This window comes from Thermodesulfobacterium hydrogeniphilum, from assembly GCF_000746255.1.
GTDB lineage: Bacteria > Desulfobacterota > Thermodesulfobacteria > Thermodesulfobacteriales > Thermodesulfobacteriaceae > Thermodesulfobacterium > Thermodesulfobacterium hydrogeniphilum.
Map to the genome: position 1 here is coordinate 17,669 of NZ_JQKW01000014.1, position 17,292 is coordinate 34,960.

The following is a 17,292-nucleotide window of genomic DNA, read 5'->3' on the forward strand; positions in this document are numbered from 1 at the left end:
AAATCTTAGTTTTAGATTATAATAAAATTCAATGAAATGTCCTCGTTGTAAAGATATAGAGACTAAAGTTATAGATACTCGTGTAATAGAAGATGGATTTACTATAAGAAGACGAAGAGAATGTAACAAATGTGGATACAGGTTTACCACTTATGAAAAGATAGAGCTTGATATTATGATAGTTAAGAAAGATAAAAGAAGAGAGCCTTATAATAGGGAAAAACTTCTTGCTGGTATAAGAAAAGCCTGTCATAAAAGACCAATTAGTGAAGAGAAGATCAGAAAATTTATTCATGAATTAGAGCTTGATTTAATACAAAGAGGTGAAAAAGAGGTGCCTTCTCAATATATAGGTGAAAGAGTTATAGGAGCACTTAAAAAATGGGATAAAGTAGCGTATATAAGATTTGCTTCTGTTTATAAAGAATTTAAAGATGTTAATGAATTTATAGATCAAATAAAAGAATTGGGACATGTTAAGTAACAGTTCAAAACCTCAAGAAAGAATAGTTTTCCCTCTTGATGTTTCTACTCAAGAAGAGGCTTTAAAATGGGTGGAGAGGTTAAATGGTTTAGTTGGAGTATTTAAAATTGGTTTAGAATTGTTTACAAGTTGTGGTCCTGGAATAATAGAAGAGATAAAAAAAAGAACAGATCATAAAATTTTTTTAGATTTAAAGCTTTATGATATTCCTAATACTATTTTAAGAACCATTAGAGTTATTTCAAATTTAGGTGTGGATTGGATTACAGTTCACACACTTTCAGGAAGTGAAGCTTTAAAAAATGCAGTTAACTCAGCTTATAACAATTTAAAAATTATAGCTGTTACTATAATTACTTCTCTTGATAGAGCAGATTTGATGGAACTTGGTTTTAATTCTGAATTAGTAAGGGATACAAAAGAACTTGTATTTAAATTAGCTCAAATAGCTTATAAAACAGGTTGTGATGGAATTGTTTGTTCTGCTAAAGAGGTCAGTAAAATCAAAGAAATATTTCCAGAATTTATTACAGTAGTTCCAGGAATTAGATTAGAAGAAAGTAAAGATGATCAAGTTAGAGTTTCAACTCCTTATGAAGCAATTTTAGCAGGAGCTGATTATTTAGTAATAGGAAGACCTATTAGAGAAGCCTTTTCTCCTGAAAAGGTATGTAAAACTATAGCAGGACAAATTAAAAAGGCCTTAGAAGAAAAAAAATGATAAGTAGAAGCACAGTTGATCTTCCTTTACACGGAGGAAAATGTCCATCTTGGTTATTTGAAAGAATGGTTAAATTAAGCAAGGCTATTTTACTTATAGTATACCAGGAATTTGGCAAACAGGAATTAATTAAAAGACTAACTGATCCTTTTTGGTTTCAAGCTTTGGGATGTCTTTTAGGTTTTGATTGGCATTCTTCAGGATTAACTACTACTGTGGGAGGAGCTGTAAAAGAGGCTTTAAAACCTTATTTTAAAGATTTAGGTGTCTATATATGTGGAGGAAAAGGGAAGACAGCCTTAAAAACTCCTCAGGAAATTATTAAGTGGGCTGAAAAAGAAGGTCTTCCTCATGAAGCTTTTAAATTTGTTACTTTAAGCAGACTTACCGCAAGAATTGATAACAATGCTATCCAAGATGGTTTTCAACTTTATTTTCATCTTTTTATCTTTTCAAAAGATGGAGTTTGGGGTGTAATTCAGCAAGGAATGGATGAAAATACCTGTTATGCTCGTAGGTATCATTGGTATAGTGAAAAGATAATTGATTTTTGTGAAAATCCTCATACTGGTATAATATCAAATATAAAAAAACAAGAGGTTTTAAATCTGGTAGATAAAGAGAGTGTCCCGGTTCAAAAAAATATGGTTTCTTTAGTTAAAGAAAGATTTGAGTTAGTATTGAAAGAATTATCCCCTAAGGTACATATTATTTTTAAAAAAGATCATGCCTTAACACAAAGAGATCTCTCACTTAGTTCTTTAAGAAAAATTTGGGAAAAAATTTATGAAAATCCTCCCTCAGATTTTAAAGATCTCATTTTAACTCCGGGGCTGGGAGCAAAAGCTTTAAGAGCTTTAACTTTAGCTTCAGAATTGATTTATAATGTTCAGGCTTCAAGAAGAGATCCAGTAGTTTATAGTTATGCTCATGGAGGTAAAGATGGGCATCCTTATAAATTGAATAAGAGGTTGTATGATCATACTATACAAGAATTGGAAGAGATACTTAGAAAAATAAAAATAGAGGAATCAGAAAAGGTAAAACTTTTTAAGAAATTGCCTAAGTTATTTAATATTTAAAAATTGCTTGAAAATTTAAAAAAAACAAAAAAAACCTTTCTTAAAACTATGATATATGTCAAAAAGAGGAATAAATTTATAAAAATCAAATTTGACTTTTTAAAAAGGAAAGCTATAAAAATCTGTTAAAATGGCACCGAAGGGGATAGAATTGTCAAAATCGTTTTTAGAATTTTTAGAAGAAAAAAGAGAAGATATTTTAAAAAAGTGGAAGTCTATATTTTGGGATTCTTTTGGGGAGGAAGCTAAGAGATTTTTAAGTAAAGAGGTAGATAGATTTCAAAATCCTTTTGGGTATCGTATAGATGAGTGTTTTGATGGTTTAATAAAAGAGCTTTTTGGAGAATTTAATTGGGAAGAGGTGGATTATTTTTTGAATAGACTTGTTCAAATAAGAGCTATTCAGGAAGAGACACCTTCTAAAGCTTTATATTTGTTTATACAACTCAAGAGTATTATAAGAGATAAATTAGGAGAAGAGATTATAAAGAAATTTGGTATTGAGGAATTTTTAAAATTGGAAGACAGAATAAATACTTTGATTATTCGTAGTTTTGACCATTTTACCAAGTATAGAGAGTTATTGTATAAAAATAGATTTGAGGAATGGAAAAGAAATAATTTTATGTTATTAAAGAAAGCAGGAATAGTATATGATCCTATGGAAGGTATTCCACCAACTGTATCAGAAAAAAATATTAATATCAATAAAATGAGAGGGAGAGAGGTATGAATGTAGGATGGAGTCTATTAGCTGTTATTGTATTACTTCTCATCCCCTGGATAGGGGTAGGTGTATTGGGTTTAGATAGTTTATTTGGTATAGTAATACCTTATGCTTGTTTTTTGGTTTTTATAATTGGATTGATTTATAAAATGATTTATTGGGCTAAGTCTCCTCAACCTTTTAAGATTCCGACTACTTGTGGTCAACAAAAGAGTTTATCTTGGATTAAGCATAGTAGATTAGAATCTCCTTTTACTACTTGGGAAGTGGTTTTAAGAATGTTTTTTGAAATTGTATTTTTTAGGAGCCTTTTTAGAAATTTAAGAGCCGAGCTTCAGGGAAGAAGATTGATTTATGGTTCTGCAAAATGGTTATGGTTAGGAGCTATTTTATTTCATTGGTCTTTTTTTATCATTCTTTTAAGACATTTAAGATTATTTACTAATCCTGTTCCTGAAATTATTCAAGGCTTAGATTTTATGGATAGCTTTTTACAAACCTTAGGGGTGCCACCTGTTTATATAACTGATGTGTTAATTATTGCTGGATTGACATTTCTGCTTTTAAGAAGATTAGTGGATCCCAAGGTTTCATATCTTTCTCATGGTTCTGATTATTTTCCCTTGTTTTTAATTTTGAGTATAGCAATTACAGGAGTTTTGATGAGATATGCTATAAAAGTAGATATTTATGGAGTAAAACATTTAACACTTGGTTTGGTTACTTTAAAACCTACTATACCAGATGTTAAGATTGGAACAATATTTTATATACATATATTTTTAGTATCTGTGTTAGCTGCTTATTTTCCATTTAGCAAATTATGCCACATGGTAGGAGTATTTTTCAGTCCAACTCGTAATATGGCTAATAATAACAGATATGTTAGACATGTTAATCCTTGGGATTATCCAGTGAAATATACAACTTATTGTGAATGGCAAGAAAGATTTAGAGATTTATTAGAACAAGCAGGTTTACCCATTGATGATGAGTGGTGTAAAGAACAACAACAAACCCAGAAGACTCAATAGAGGGAGGTAAAAATATGGCTCTTCCAAAACCAGATGAATTATTGCAGAATGTAAATTTAAATAGAACCCCATCTCAACATTGGATGGATATAAAAACAGAATTTAAACCTGGGACTTATTGTTATGCTGTTGAACCTCAGGTTATGAAGGATTTAGGACTTCCTAATTTAGGAAGTTGGCAACCTCATGATGAAAAATGGCCACTTCCTGAAAATTGGAAAGAGATAGTAAGAGATGCTATTAAAACTCGTATGGAAAGGTTTAGATCTTTCAAGCTTTTTATGGATATTTGTGTAAGATGTGGAGCCTGTGCTGATAAGTGTCATTTCTTTCTTGGAACCGGAGATCCTAAAAATATGCCTGTTTTAAGAGCAGAACTTATTAGGTCTATTATAAAAGGAGAATTTTCCACTTTTGCTAAATTATTTGGCAGATTTGCAGGTGCAAGGCCATTAACAGAAGATGTTATAAAAGAATGGTTTTTTTATTTTTATCAATGCACTGAGTGTAGAAGATGTTCTGTCTTTTGTCCTTATGGAATAGATACTGCAGAAGTTACTATCATAATGAGAGAAATTTTACATGAGTTAGGAATTGCTATAGATTGGGCGATGAAACCTGTTAGATTTTCTCATTTTATTGGTAACCATATTGGAATTCAGCCTCATACTATGAAAGAGATTATTGAATATTTAGTAGCTGATATTGAAGAGATTACAGGAGTAAAGATAGAGGTTCCTTTTAATAAAAAAGGAGCGGAAATATTATTTGTTCCTCCTTCTGGTGACTATTTTGCTGATCCAGGAATTTATAATTTTATGGGATATTTGATTTTATTCCACCACTTAGGACTTGACTATACTATAAGTACTTATGCTTCTGAATCTGGAAACTTTGGATTTTTCAATAAATTAGAACTGGCTAAGAAGTTGCATGCTAAAATTTATGAAGAAGCAAAAAGATTGAAGGTTAAGTGGATTCTTGGTGGTGAATGTGGTCACATGTGGAGAGTTTGGCATCAATATCACAATACTTGGTATGGTCCTGTTAATTTTCTTGAAGTGCCAAAATCTCCTATTACTGGAACTGTTTTTGAACATGCTAAGGATAATAAAATTATTCATATTTGTGAGTTTACAGCAGATCTCATTGCTCATAACAAGATAAAACTTGATCCATCTCGTAATGATCATGTTATAGTGACTTATCATGATTCTTGTAATCCAGCCAGAGCTATGGGATTTTTTGAAGAGCCGAGATTCATTTTAAAACATGTTTGCAATAATTTTGTAGAAATGCCTGAAAATACTATTAGAGAAAAGACTTTTTGCTGTGGAAGTGGATCTGGATTGAATACTGATGAATATATGGAAATGAGAATGAGAGGAGGATTTCCAAGAGCTAATGCTGTAGAGTATGTTCATAAGAAGTATGGAGTGAATCATTTAGCCTGTATCTGTGCAATTGATAGAGCAGTATTTCCAGCTCTTATGAATTACTGGGTTCCTGGTGTAGATGTGTGTGGAGTCCATGAATTAGTTGGAAATGCTATTGTACTTGATGGAGAAAAAGAAAGAACTACAGATTTAAGATATCGTCCATTAAAAGGTAAGGAAGAGGAGGTATAGTTATGTATAATGCCAACAAAGTTATTCCAGGAATAATTATTTTTATTTTATTTTTTACTGCACCTATATGGTTAAATTTTGGGAGACTTGAGGCTATACCTCAACCAGAGTTGCCAAAAGGAGAAAAGAAATGTGTAGAATCAAAGGAGTATATGAGAGCTTATCATATGAAACTTTTAGATGATTGGAGAAAAAAAGCTATCCGTGAAAATCAATATATATACATAAACAGCAAAGGAGAGAAATATAGGATTAGTTTACAAAAAACTTGTTTAAAATGCCATAATAACAGGGAAAAATTTTGTGATAGATGTCATAATTTTGTAATTACACATCCAGATTGTTGGCATTGTCATTTTACAAAGGAGGAGGCCAAAAAATGGCAATAAAGAGAAGGGACTTTTTAAAATTAGGTGGTTTAACTTTAGTTGGTACTGCAGCATCTGCTGCAGTGGAAAACCTTTTAATTAAAGGTGAGGCTAAAGCTGAAGGTTATACTTCAGCTCCAGAATCTCTAAAAGGTAAAAGATGGGCTTTAGTAATTGATGTTAAAAAATGTAAAGAAAACCAATCTACTTGTGGTTTTAAATGTATTGAAGCCTGTAATGTTTATCATAATATTCCTAATATCCCTGATCCAAAGAAAGAGATTAAGTGGATATGGAAAGATAATTTTGAACATGCTTTTCCTGAAGAAGGTACTAACAAATATTTAGTAGAAAAATTGGAAGGGATTCCTTTTATACTTTTATGTAATCATTGTGAAAATCCTCCTTGTGTAAGAGTTTGTCCAACCAGGGCTACTTTTAAAAGAGAGGATGGTATTGTAATGATGGATTATCATAGATGTATAGGATGTCGTTTTTGTATGGCAGCGTGTCCTTATGGAGCAAGAAGTTTTAATTGGTATGATCCTCGTAAATATCTTTCCAAAGTAAACCCGCTATATCCTACAAGAACAAAGGGTGTAGTAGAAAAATGCACTTTGTGTTATGAGAGACTGGCAGATGGTAAAGTACCTGCCTGTGTAGAAGCGTGCCCAGCTAAGGCTATTATATTTGGAGATTTAAATGATCCTAATTCTGAAGTTAATAAAGTTTTAGAAGAAAGAATGGCTATCAGAAGAAAAGAGGAACTTGGAACAGGACCTTCAGTATTTTATTTAATAGATTAATAAATTTTAGAGGAGAGGTGTAAGTATGATTGAAAAGGCTTTAAGAGGAAGTAAAAAATATTGGTTATGGCTTGCTTTTTTAGCATCTATTATTTTTATTGGATTTTTATGCTATCTAAAACAATGGAAAGTAGGTTTAGGTATTACAGGAATGAGCAGGGATGTGTCATGGGGATTTTATATTGCTAATTTTACTTTTTTGGTTGGAGTAGCTGCTGGAGCTGTGATGATAGTTCTTCCATACTATTGGCATAATTATAAAGAATATGGCAAAATTACAGTTTTAGGTGAATTTTTAGCTGTTGCTGCAGTTTTAATGTGTATGTTGTTTATTTTTGTAGATCTTGGTCAACCTATGAGAGCATTGAATGTTTTAAGATATCCTACACCTCACTCTGTATTCTTCTTTGATGCTTGTGTTCTTTCAGGATATTTATTACTCAATATTCTTTGTGGTTGGACAGTTCTGCATTCTGAATATAAAGGGACCAAATATCCTTCTTGGTTAAAGCCTTTTATTTATTTAGCTATACTTTGGGCTCCAAGTATTCATATTGTAACTGCTTTTATTTATCAAGGGTTACCTGGACGTCATTTCTGGTTGACTGCTGTTATGGCTCCAAGATTTCTTGCATCTGCATTTTGTGCAGGCCCAGCATTTATAATCATTGCAGCCCTCCTTTTAAAAAGAGTAGCTAACTTTGATCCTGGTAAAAAAGCAATAGAAGCACTTTCTAAAACAGTTGCTTATGCATTTATTATAAATGTTTTACTTTTCTTCTTTGAACTTTTTACTTCATTTTATAGTGGTATTCCCAGTCATAAAGCACCTATTAAATATTTATTTGTAGGACTTCATGGACATGCAGAATGGGTTCCTTTTATGTGGGCTGCTGCTATTTTAGCTGCTGTTGCAATAATTTTATTAGTAATTCCTGCTACTCGCAAAAATGAAGCTACATTAGTTTTAGGATGTATAGCTGTTTTTCTTGCTTGCTGGATTGATAAAGGTATTGGTTTGATTGTAGGAGGATATACTCCTACACCATTTGAGACTATTACTGTGTACAGACCTACTTTACCAGAAATTGGCATTGCTTTAGGTGTCTGGGCTTTGGGATTTTTTGTTCTTAGTGTATTATATAAAATAACAATAGAAGTTAAAAAATCAAAAGAATTAGTAGTAAAATATAATGGAATTTTATTTAAAAAATAAAATATAAGGGGGTTTTTTTTCCCCTTATATTTTTTAAATATTATGTTATTTTTCTATTTATGTCAATTGTTTATAAAATTCCAAGAATTTTGATTTCCTCTCATAAAGGTGGTGCTGGCAAAACTCTATTTACAATAGGGTTAATCTCAGTCCTTAGAGATCAAGGATTAAAAGTTTCAGCTTTTAAAAAAGGACCTGATTATATAGATGCTGGTTGGCTAAGTAAAGTTTCTCAAGTCCCTTGTAGAAATTTAGATTTGTTTCTTTTTAACGAAGCAGATAATTTATATTCTTTTTACTTAGGTTCAAAAGATTCAGAGATTGCTATTATTGAAGGAAATCGAGGTCTTTTTGATGGAATGGATATATATGGTAGTTGTAGCACAGCTAAATTGGCTCAAGTTTTAAAAGTTCCTATTATAATTGTTCTTGATTGTACAAAGGTAACCCGAAGTTTAGCAGCTTTAGTTAAAGGGTTTTTATCTTTTGAGGAAGGAATTGATATTAAAGGAGTTATTCTGAATAAAATAGCAAGATCAAGACATGAAAATATTATAAGAGAATCTATAGAATATTACACTAATATAAAAGTTTTAGGATCTATACCTAAGCTTAAAAATTTACCACCTGAAAGACACTTGGGACTTATTACTTCTTATGAATACGAAGAAAGACCATTTTTAGAGGAGTTAAAAGAAGCTATAAGAGAAAATGTAGATTTAAATAAAATTTTAGAAATAAGTAAAAAAGTAGAAGATCTAAAAATAGAAGAACTACCTGATATACAAACACAAAAATATAAAGATTTAAAAATAGGAGTTTTTAGAGATGAAGCTTTTCAATTTTATTATCCTGAAAATCTGGAAAGTTTATGCAGATTAGGTGCTGAAATTAGATATATAAATGCTTTTAAAGATAGAAACCTTCCTTCAGATATTTCTGCTTTATATTTAGGAGGTGGATTTCCTGAAGTTCAAGCAGAAGCTTTGTCAGAAAATAAAGGGCTTTTAAAAGATATAAAAGAAGCTGTTTTAGAAGGGATGCCAGTTTATGCAGAATGTGGTGGATTTATGTACTTAGGAAAGAAAATAATCTGGAAAAATAAAGAATATCCCGTGTGTGGAGTTTTACCTATTGTTTTTAAAGTAGAAAAAAGACCTCAGGGACATGGTTATGTAATAGCTAAGGTTATTAAAAAAAATCCATATTTCAAATTAGGTTATTTTATAAAAGGTCATGAATTTCATTATTCTAAACCTATTGAAGTTGACGAAAATAAAGAAATGAGATATATATTTGAATTAAAAAAAGGATTTGGAATAGATGGAAAAAAAGACGGAATTTTATTTAAAAATTTATTAGCGAGTTATACCCATATTCATATTTTTAGTGTAAAATATTGGGCGGAAAAATTTTTAGAAAAAGCGCAAGAGTTTAAGCAAAAATAAAATCAAAGGAGGTGTAACATGTTTGAGATTACTGTAAATTATGACACTTGTGAAGCATGTGGAACTTGCATTGAATCTTGTCCAGGTCAAGTTTATGACAAAGGAGATGATGATAAGCCAGTAGTTGCAAGACCTGAAGACTGTTTAGGATGTATGACCTGTGTAGAAGTTTGTCCTACAGGTTCAATTACCGTAAATGAAGTTTAAAAAAACATAGGGGGCTTATGCCCCCTTTAAAAATTAAATCTTTCTTTTAATTTCTTAGCTACAATAGTTGGGACTAAATCGTCAATTTTTCCTCCTAATTTTGCAGCTTCTTTAATTATAGAAGAACTTAAAAATATCCATTTAAGACTTGGTATTAAAAAAATAGTATCAATACTATTTGAAAGTTTTCTATTCATCAAAGCTAATTGCATTTCATATTCAAAATCTGAAACCGCTCTTAAACCTCTAATAATAGCACAAGCAGATTTTTTTTTGGCAAAATCTACTAATAAACCAGAAAAAATTTCTACTTCTACTCTATCATGTTCAGGCAATTCTTTTATAGCTTCTTTTACTAAAAAAAGACGTTCTTCCTTAGAAAATAAAGCTTTTTTAGCGGGATTTTCTCCTATAGCAACTATTATAGTATCAAATAATTTCAAAGCACGCTTTATAATGTCCATATGTCCATTAGTTATAGGATCAAAAGTTCCAGGATAAATTACAATTTTTTTACAAATCTTGCTCATTTTTAATCCCTAAAATTTATATATAGAATTTTTAAAATTGACTTTCCTTCAATTTTCCCTATACCTAAGAGCCCTTCTAAAAATTCTACATAATTAGTATTTTTATCTTTTATTACCCTTAGAAAGAAAGCCAATTCTTGAGTTTCTCTATTTCCAAATTTTTCACATCTATAAAGCCCCCATAATAATTTAAAAAAAGAATATTTATTTTTCTTATAATATTCCATTAATTTTAAAAATGCACTATAATTTCTTTCTATTCCTTCATCATAAAAAGGCAATATAGCTGGGAAATACCAATATTTTAAATGGATAGAATTACTGTCTAATTGATAATCATACACAAAAGGCCATAATCTTATTTCTTTTTTTATAGTATTATTTTTATTAATATAAGTAGATTTAGAAAGTAATAAAAATCTATGTTCAACTTTTTTATAATGAAATTTTCCTTTATATATATTATCAGTTTTATAAAAATATAGAGGCCATAAAATAAAGGAATCTGAAGAATTTTTTCTTTTTACACAACCATAAAATGGCCAAATTCTTATTCCATTAATATTTTTACCTTCTATTTTTCTATAAAATGGCCAAGGAGCATCTATTTGTTTATAACAAGAATTTTTTGCATAAATTTTCTGGAAAAAAGGCCATAAAATTATCCATTTATTATAAGAATCTGTATTTTCTCTAATATATAAAGGAAAAATGATAAGTTTTTGAGAAAACGGATCTTTTTCTTTAATATAAAAAGGCCATAGGATAAAAGTTCTTTCCATAAGTCTTTCTTTAAAATGTCCATAAATAGGCCATATTTTAAATCCATTATATTCTTTAGATTTAGGTTCATTTGGTTTTATAATTCTAATAAAAGGCCAGAAGAAATTTTCAGAGGTGTATTTTTCATATTGAGCTTTGCTATATACGGGCCAGAGAAAAAAAGTTATTTCTTTAGCCCCCAATCTATTTTTAAGTTTCCCATAGAAGGGAAAAAATCCACCATAGGTTTGATTATCCGAAGTAACCCCTGCAAAAATAGGGAAAAATTCCCAGTTTTTAACATTTTTTTCTTCTTTAGCTTTATGCCAGGTTTTTTTGAGAATAGGAAATAATTTAAGAGTTGAGGTTTCATTATCAGATTTATAAACACCTAAGGGAGAAAGAAAATAAGCCTTCCTTCCCTGAGAATTGCTTACAGAGGAATAAAAAGGTCTTATAAAAAGACCATTTTCCTCAGGAAATTTATACTTGTAAAAAAATGGACCCAGAATTTCTATTTTTTTTATATTTGTTTTTTTATTTTTATAAAAAACTAAAAAAGGCCAGAGATTTAAAGATTTTTCAAAACTATCTTCATATGCTGAGCAAAAAGAAACTTTAAAGAGGAACAAGACTATAAAAATAATAAATAACAAGTTTTGCATGTGCTTAATTATAATTAAAGATATAATAAAGTCAATTTTAAGTGTTAAAAACCAAAAATTAAAAGATAATAGAAATAATTATTTGAAAAAATTTATTTGGGAATATATTGACATTGTAATCAGAATTGATATCCTAAAAGTGAAATGAGGAAAATAATTGTATTTTTGATTTATACTCATTTAAGAGATGAAATTTTAAGAGAATTAAAATCTCATCTTGAAGATGTTTTTTCTTTAGAAACTGAATTTTATGGACTTAGTATAGACATAAATGATGCATATAATTTTACCAGAAATCAGTATTTGGCTTCAAAAATAATAAAAAAAATGTTTCCTTATAAAAATAATTGGAAAGATAAATGGATTTTTTTTGTGGATGTAGATCTTTATACCCCTGGTCTTAATTTTATTTTTGGAGAGGCTTATCCCAGATATGGTATTGCTATTGTTTCTTTAACAAGATTAAAACCTGAATTTTATGGATCTAAACCCAATGAAAGATTATTTACTGAGAGACTTTTAAAAGAAACAACCCATGAGTTGGGACATCTTTTTTATCTTCATCATTGTGAGAATCCTAATTGTGTGATGCATTTCTCTAATAGTATTTTAGATACTGATAGAAAAAGTAAATATTTTTGTCTAAATTGTAATTTTTTATTAAAAGCAAACATGCTGATAATTTAAAAAGAATTTCAATGAAAAGGGAGGGCGAGATGTTTAATTACAAGATTGAAACTTTGCCAAGAGAAGAGATTGAAAAACTTCAATTATCTCAACTGAGAAAAACTTTAAGATTTTTAAAAAATTCACGTTCTAAATTAAAAGAGAAATACAAAGATATTGAACCTGAGGACATAAAAAGTTTGGATGATTTAAAAAATCTTCCTTTTACTACCAAAGATGAATTAAGAGATTGTTATCCCTTTGATCATACAGCAGTAGATCCTTCTGATTGTGCCAGAATGCATATGAGTTCAGGAACAACAGGTGTTCCTGTAATTAACGCTATGACCAGAAATGATATAAATCAATGGGGAGAAATTATGGCAAGATGTCTTGCCTGTGCAGGATTAACATCCAAGGATAGATTGCAAATAATGCCCTCTTTTGGATTATTTAATGGCGGTTTCGGATTTCATTATGGAGCAGAAAAACTGGGATGTTTTGTGGTTCCAGCTGGGGCAGGTAGAACCTTGATGCAATTAAAATTCATAAAAGATTTAGAAGTTACTGCTATAGGAGCTATTGCTTCTTATCCAGCAAGACTTATAGAAGTAGCTAAGGAAATAGGTTATGATTTTAAGGAAACCAAATTAAGAGTTGCTATTCTTGGAGCTGAGACATGGTCAGATGAATATAGAAAACGTATAGAAGAAATTATGGGAGTTAAGACTTTTGATATTATTGGTATGACTGAAACCGGAGGGGTAGGGCTGGGTATAGATTGTGAAGCAAGAGTAGGAATTCACATCTGGGAAGATCATTATATTGTAGAAATAGTAGATCCTAATACTGGAGAAGTCTTACCTGTAGGAAAAGAAGGAGAACTTGTTATAACTACCTTAACAAGAGAAGGCTTACCCTTAATAAGGTACAGAACCAGAGATATTACAAGAATAATAAGTTATGAAAAATGCGATTGTGGAAGAACTCATGTAAGAGTTGACAGAATAAAAGGAAGAACAGATGATATGTTAAAGGTAAAAGGAGTTAATTTTTATCCTTCACAAATAGAGCAAATTTTGATGAAATATAAAGGTTTATCTCCTTATTATCAATTAGTTATAGAAACTGTTAAAGGTAAAGATGAAATGACCATAATAATAGAAAAGGTTGATAATGGAATTACAGAGCCAGAATTAGAAAAATTAAATGTAGAACTTTATGATTTCTTAGGATTTCATAGTAAAATTCAGGTAGTACCTGAAGGTACTATTCAGAGAGTTCCAGGTAAAGCTGTAAGGATAATAGATAAAAGAAAAAAATAAAAAAGAAAAAAGAATATTTAAAAATAAATTTGTTTTATTTAACAAAAACTCTAAAATTTTGGATTTATTAAACTTGACTAAGAAATAAGCTTGTATAAGATTAAAATTAAGTAAAAATAATGGTTGGGTAAAACTTGTTTTTTAATTTTTAAATTTGGGGGGTAAAAAATGAAAGATAAGAAACTATGTTATTTTTTAATGGTTTTTATTTTTTTCTTTTGTTTTAGTATTAATAACAATTCTTTAGCATTTACTAAAAAATTAAATCAACAATGTTTGAAATGTCATAAACTAAAAAGAGCTCCTAAGGTATTACCGAATGGAGAAAAAATGTATTTGTATGTAGATTCTGAAAGATTTAATAAATCTGCCCATGGAGTTTTAAACTGTATTTTATGTCACCAAGATATAGATCCTTCTAACCATCCCAAGCCTGTCAAGATTCTTAGTAAAAAAAGTTATGCTAAGCAAGTAACTCAAAACTGTTTAGGTTGCCATGCTGAGAGTGGTTTATCTTCTTTCCATAAAAATGTTATTAAAGAAAATAAAGTTACCTGTGATGAATGCCATACAGCCCACTATATTAAAACAATGGAAGCCATTAAAGAACAAACTGAAGCTTGTATAAAGTGTCATAAATTAGAGAGACTTCCTAAAATACTTCCTAATGGAGAAAAAATGTATCTTCGTATAAATCCTAAAGAATTTGCTAAATCTCCTCATGCTGAAATAGGATGTTTCGCTTGTCATTTTGATATTTACAATTCTAACAAACATCCTTATCCTAAACCTATAAAAAGCAAGAGAGCATATGCTAAAGAGGTAGTTAAAAATTGTGTTAAATGTCATACTTATTCTTCTCTTTCCAAACATCGTGGGCATGCAGCTATTATAAAAAGTAAAAAATTTATATGTATAGATTGTCATGCATATCATAAAAGCAATTCCTTAGGGAGGTAAGAATGAGAACTAAAATTAAAGATTTTGGGTGGTTTTCAATTTTAGTTTTAATTTTAATCTTTTTAAGCTTTAATCAATCTTTTACAGCAACTACTTTTAATAAAAATAACAACTATTGTATGTCCTGTCACAGATTTAGTTTTATAAAAACTTTACCAAGTGGTGAAAAAATAAGCGTTAAAATAAATCCTAAGGAAATTAAAAATTCAGTGCATGGAAAGTTTAAATGTATAGCATGTCATAGTGATTTTTTAAGGGGTAAACATCCATCTTATAAGTTTAGAAGCAAGAAAGAATATATGATAAAAATGTCAAAAATAGTTTGTCAGAGATGTCATACTGATAAATCACTAAGAAAGAACCCTGTACATTATAATCTTTCTAAAACTGCCCCTTGTATAAAGTGTCATGGATATCACAATGTTAAACCTATAAAAGTTGCTCGGGGTGGTTCTGAAAATCAATATTGCCTACTTTGTCACAGTAGGCCTTTAACTAAAAAAATGGAAAATGGAGAAATTTTGTCAGTTCAAGTTAAAGAAAATGTTCTCATGAATTCTGTTCATAAAAAATTAAAGTGTATAGATTGTCATAAAGAGTTTTCTAAAGGAAAACATCCTTTTAGAAGTTTCAAATCTATAAAAGAGTATAGAGCACAGGCTAATAATATATGTAAACAATGTCATACTAAAGAAATGCAACAATTTGAAAAAAGTATTCATGCTCAAGCTTTAGTTAAAGGGAAAAATGCACCTGATTGTTTAAAATGCCATGGTTATCATAATGTAGTAAAAATTTCTAATAATAAACAATTACAATTTAATCTTTGTGTAAATTGTCATAAAAAAGAAGCACAAGCTTTTGAGGAAAGCATTCATTATAAAGCTCTTTCTGAAAATAAATCCAATTCTCCTACCTGTTCAAGCTGTCATAAAGCACATGATGTACTTTCTACTAATATAGCAAACATAAACAAATCTTGTATAAAATGCCATAAAGGTATTAAAGAAGCACACAATAAATGGTTGTATAATCCTCCTTTTACTTTAAAATCTTTTGTAGATGTTCATTTTAAAGGTGCTTCATGTTCAGCTTGCCATGTAAATGGTAATAAAGCTATAATTCTAACACTTATAAATAAATCTAATAATAAACCATTAACTTTGGAAAAAATAAGTGAATTATTAAATTTAGATCCAGCAGGAGTGAAAGAAAAAATTGACTTAAATGGAGATAATATAATAGAAGAAAAAGAGCTTTGGCAATTTTTAAACTTTTTGAAACCGCAGGTTAAAATAGATTTAAAAGGAAGACTGGATATAATTAATGCTAATGATGCTCATAGAATTGTATCTAAAAAAGATGCTATTAAAGATTGTACTGTTTGTCACAATCCTCAAGCAAAATTTGTAGGTAAATTTGAAATTAATAAGGAAGGAGCTAAACCTGAAAAAATAAATATGGAAAGAAAGGTTGTAAATTCTATTTATGCTATACCTAATATTAGAGATTTTTATGTTTTGGGTTTAACAAAAATAACCATATTAGATATTATTTTTGTACTTGCTGCATTAGGTGGTCTTGCTTTTGCTTTTGGACATTTAGGTTTAAGAATAATTACCACACCAATTAGAAGAAAAAGAAGAGGAGGTTACTAATGAAGAAAGTATATTTACATCCTTTACCAGTTAGAATTTGGCATTGGGTAAATGCTATAAGTTTTATAATTTTAATCCTTACAGGACTTCAAATAAGATTAGTAGATAAAATGCATTGGATGTCTTTTAAAACAGCAGTTAAAATCCATAGTTATTTAGGTTTTGTGTTGTTAATAAATTATTTCATATGGTTTATTTATTATTTTGGTACCTTAAAATTTTTTAAGATATATATTCCTCCTATTTGGAGACCTATTGAATTTATTAAAAGAGCTTTACGTCAGGTTAGATATTATGCTTATGGTATCATGGTAGGAGATAAAAATCCTCATCATCCTACTCCTGAAAATAAATTTAATCCTTTACAGCAAGTAGCTTATTTAATGATTATGATTGTTTGTATTCCTCTTCAGCTTATTACTGGACTTGTTTTATGGGATCCGGTTAAATTTAAAACCTTAGGTAGTCTTTTAGGTGGTTTGCAGATAGTTTCATTCATTCATACAGCTTTATGGGTATTTTATGCCTTTTTTATCTTTGTTCACATGTATTTAAGTACTTTAGGACATACTCCTTTAGCTCATATTATTGCTATGATCACAGGTTATGAAGAAGAACATGAAGAACATTAAATAGGAAATTTAGAGGGGAGATTTTCATCCCCTCTTTAAACTTTTCTAAACTATTTATATTTCTTCTCCATCTTCTAAAATTTCTTCTTCATAAATATATTCTTGCTCCTCAAAACCAAAATTAAAGTCTTGAGAAGGTGTAGAAGTATAAGGGACTCTTATAATTTCTCTTAGCTGATCTAATTCTAAAGGTAAATCCTCATCATTTTGGCAAGTTTCACAATTTTTAATATGTTTTTCAATTAATTCCATCATTTTAACAGGTGATAAAGTAAAATTTCTAACTTCTTGATACCAATCCCTTATTAAAATTTTTAAACGCTCACATTTCATTATTTCCCCCTTTTATTAGCAATTTTTAATATTCTAAAAT

General features: G+C 29.5%; 19 protein-coding genes. 16 read left to right on the forward strand and 3 right to left on the reverse strand.

Annotation, left to right across the window (positions count from 1 at the left end):
• Window positions 1-31 precede the first annotated feature (31 nt).
• From nrdR to CC87_RS08045, 11 genes are all read left to right on the forward strand, one after another.
• On the forward strand, window positions 32-484 hold the full coding sequence (gene nrdR / locus CC87_RS07995; RefSeq protein WP_038057941.1) for a transcriptional regulator NrdR: 453 nt from the start codon (window positions 32-34) through the stop codon (window positions 482-484).
• Complete coding sequence (pyrF, locus tag CC87_RS08000) at window positions 474-1,205, forward strand: orotidine-5'-phosphate decarboxylase (RefSeq protein ID WP_038057943.1); 732 nt, start codon at window positions 474-476, stop codon at window positions 1,203-1,205. The genes nrdR and pyrF overlap by 11 nt, the downstream gene beginning before the upstream one ends.
• On the forward strand, window positions 1,202-2,287 hold the full coding sequence (locus CC87_RS08005; RefSeq protein WP_038057945.1) for a DUF763 domain-containing protein: 1,086 nt from the start codon (window positions 1,202-1,204) through the stop codon (window positions 2,285-2,287). The genes pyrF and CC87_RS08005 overlap by 4 nt, the downstream gene beginning before the upstream one ends.
• Window positions 2,288-2,417: 130 nt before the next feature.
• Window positions 2,418-3,020 (forward strand): RsbRD N-terminal domain-containing protein, encoded by a 603-nt coding sequence (locus tag CC87_RS08010; protein ID WP_038057947.1) that lies wholly within the window; start codon window positions 2,418-2,420, stop codon window positions 3,018-3,020.
• Window positions 3,017-4,048, forward strand: a complete 1,032-nt coding sequence (dsrM, locus tag CC87_RS08015; RefSeq protein ID WP_038057949.1) for a sulfate reduction electron transfer complex DsrMKJOP subunit DsrM — start codon at window positions 3,017-3,019, stop codon at window positions 4,046-4,048. Before CC87_RS08010 ends, dsrM begins: the two co-directional genes overlap by 4 nt.
• A 14-nt stretch (window positions 4,049-4,062) precedes the next feature.
• Entirely contained in the window at window positions 4,063-5,676 is a 1,614-nt protein-coding gene (gene dsrK / locus CC87_RS08020; protein ID WP_038057951.1) for a sulfate reduction electron transfer complex DsrMKJOP subunit DsrK, read from the forward strand.
• Between the two features lie 2 nt (window positions 5,677-5,678).
• Entirely contained in the window at window positions 5,679-6,065 is a 387-nt protein-coding gene (gene dsrJ, locus CC87_RS08025; protein WP_038057953.1) for a sulfate reduction electron transfer complex DsrMKJOP subunit DsrJ, read from the forward strand.
• Window positions 6,056-6,850: a sulfate reduction electron transfer complex DsrMKJOP subunit DsrO gene (gene dsrO / locus CC87_RS08030; protein ID WP_038057956.1), complete on the forward strand. Its 795-nt coding sequence runs from the start codon at window positions 6,056-6,058 to the stop codon at window positions 6,848-6,850. Before dsrJ ends, dsrO begins: the two co-directional genes overlap by 10 nt.
• Window positions 6,851-6,875: 25 nt before the next feature.
• Window positions 6,876-8,066, forward strand: a complete 1,191-nt coding sequence (gene dsrP, locus CC87_RS08035; RefSeq protein WP_038057958.1) for a sulfate reduction electron transfer complex DsrMKJOP subunit DsrP — start codon at window positions 6,876-6,878, stop codon at window positions 8,064-8,066.
• 59 nt (window positions 8,067-8,125) lie between these two features.
• The gene (locus tag CC87_RS08040; protein WP_038057960.1) at window positions 8,126-9,514 is read left to right on the forward strand and encodes a cobyrinic acid a,c-diamide synthase CobB; all 1,389 of its coding nucleotides are present in this window, start codon (window positions 8,126-8,128) and stop codon (window positions 9,512-9,514) included.
• 18 nt (window positions 9,515-9,532) lie between these two features.
• Window positions 9,533-9,721, forward strand: coding sequence for a 4Fe-4S dicluster domain-containing protein (locus CC87_RS08045; protein ID WP_038057963.1), 189 nt, complete (start codon window positions 9,533-9,535; stop codon window positions 9,719-9,721).
• A 26-nt stretch (window positions 9,722-9,747) separates the two neighbouring features.
• On the opposite strand, the gene coaD is transcribed toward CC87_RS08045, so the two are convergent.
• Both coaD and CC87_RS08055 read right to left on the reverse strand, forming a co-directional pair.
• Window positions 9,748-10,251 carry a pantetheine-phosphate adenylyltransferase gene (coaD, locus tag CC87_RS08050; protein ID WP_038057966.1) on the reverse strand — a complete coding sequence of 168 codons (504 nt, stop codon included), beginning with the start codon at window positions 10,249-10,251 and terminating at the stop codon, window positions 9,748-9,750.
• A 2-nt stretch (window positions 10,252-10,253) separates the two neighbouring features.
• Complete coding sequence (locus CC87_RS08055; protein ID WP_038057969.1) at window positions 10,254-11,678, reverse strand: hypothetical protein; 1,425 nt, start codon at window positions 11,676-11,678, stop codon at window positions 10,254-10,256.
• Between the two features lie 144 nt (window positions 11,679-11,822).
• Here CC87_RS08055 and CC87_RS08060 point away from each other — a divergent pair, with 144 nt between their 5' ends.
• The 5 genes from CC87_RS08060 (at window position 11,823) to CC87_RS08080 (ending at window position 16,919) form a co-directional block, all read left to right on the forward strand.
• Window positions 11,823-12,365, forward strand: a complete 543-nt coding sequence (locus CC87_RS08060; RefSeq protein WP_038057972.1) for an archaemetzincin family Zn-dependent metalloprotease — start codon at window positions 11,823-11,825, stop codon at window positions 12,363-12,365.
• Window positions 12,366-12,394: 29 nt separating this feature from the next.
• Window positions 12,395-13,669, forward strand: a complete 1,275-nt coding sequence (locus CC87_RS08065) for a phenylacetate--CoA ligase (protein WP_038057975.1) — start codon at window positions 12,395-12,397, stop codon at window positions 13,667-13,669.
• A gap of 168 nt (window positions 13,670-13,837) precedes the next feature.
• A complete protein-coding gene (locus CC87_RS08070; protein WP_038057978.1) occupies window positions 13,838-14,629 on the forward strand; it encodes a hypothetical protein in 792 nt (263 codons plus the stop codon).
• 2 nt (window positions 14,630-14,631) lie between these two features.
• Window positions 14,632-16,287 carry a multiheme c-type cytochrome gene (locus tag CC87_RS08075; RefSeq protein ID WP_051920801.1) on the forward strand — a complete coding sequence of 552 codons (1,656 nt, stop codon included), beginning with the start codon at window positions 14,632-14,634 and terminating at the stop codon, window positions 16,285-16,287.
• The gene (locus tag CC87_RS08080; RefSeq protein WP_038057981.1) at window positions 16,287-16,919 is read left to right on the forward strand and encodes a cytochrome b/b6 domain-containing protein; all 633 of its coding nucleotides are present in this window, start codon (window positions 16,287-16,289) and stop codon (window positions 16,917-16,919) included. Before CC87_RS08075 ends, CC87_RS08080 begins: the two co-directional genes overlap by 1 nt.
• Before the next feature lie 54 nt (window positions 16,920-16,973).
• Here CC87_RS08080 and CC87_RS08085 read toward each other — a convergent pair whose 3' ends face one another.
• Window positions 16,974-17,252, reverse strand: a complete 279-nt coding sequence (locus CC87_RS08085; RefSeq protein WP_038057984.1) for a hypothetical protein — start codon at window positions 17,250-17,252, stop codon at window positions 16,974-16,976.
• Window positions 17,253-17,292 lie beyond the last annotated feature (40 nt).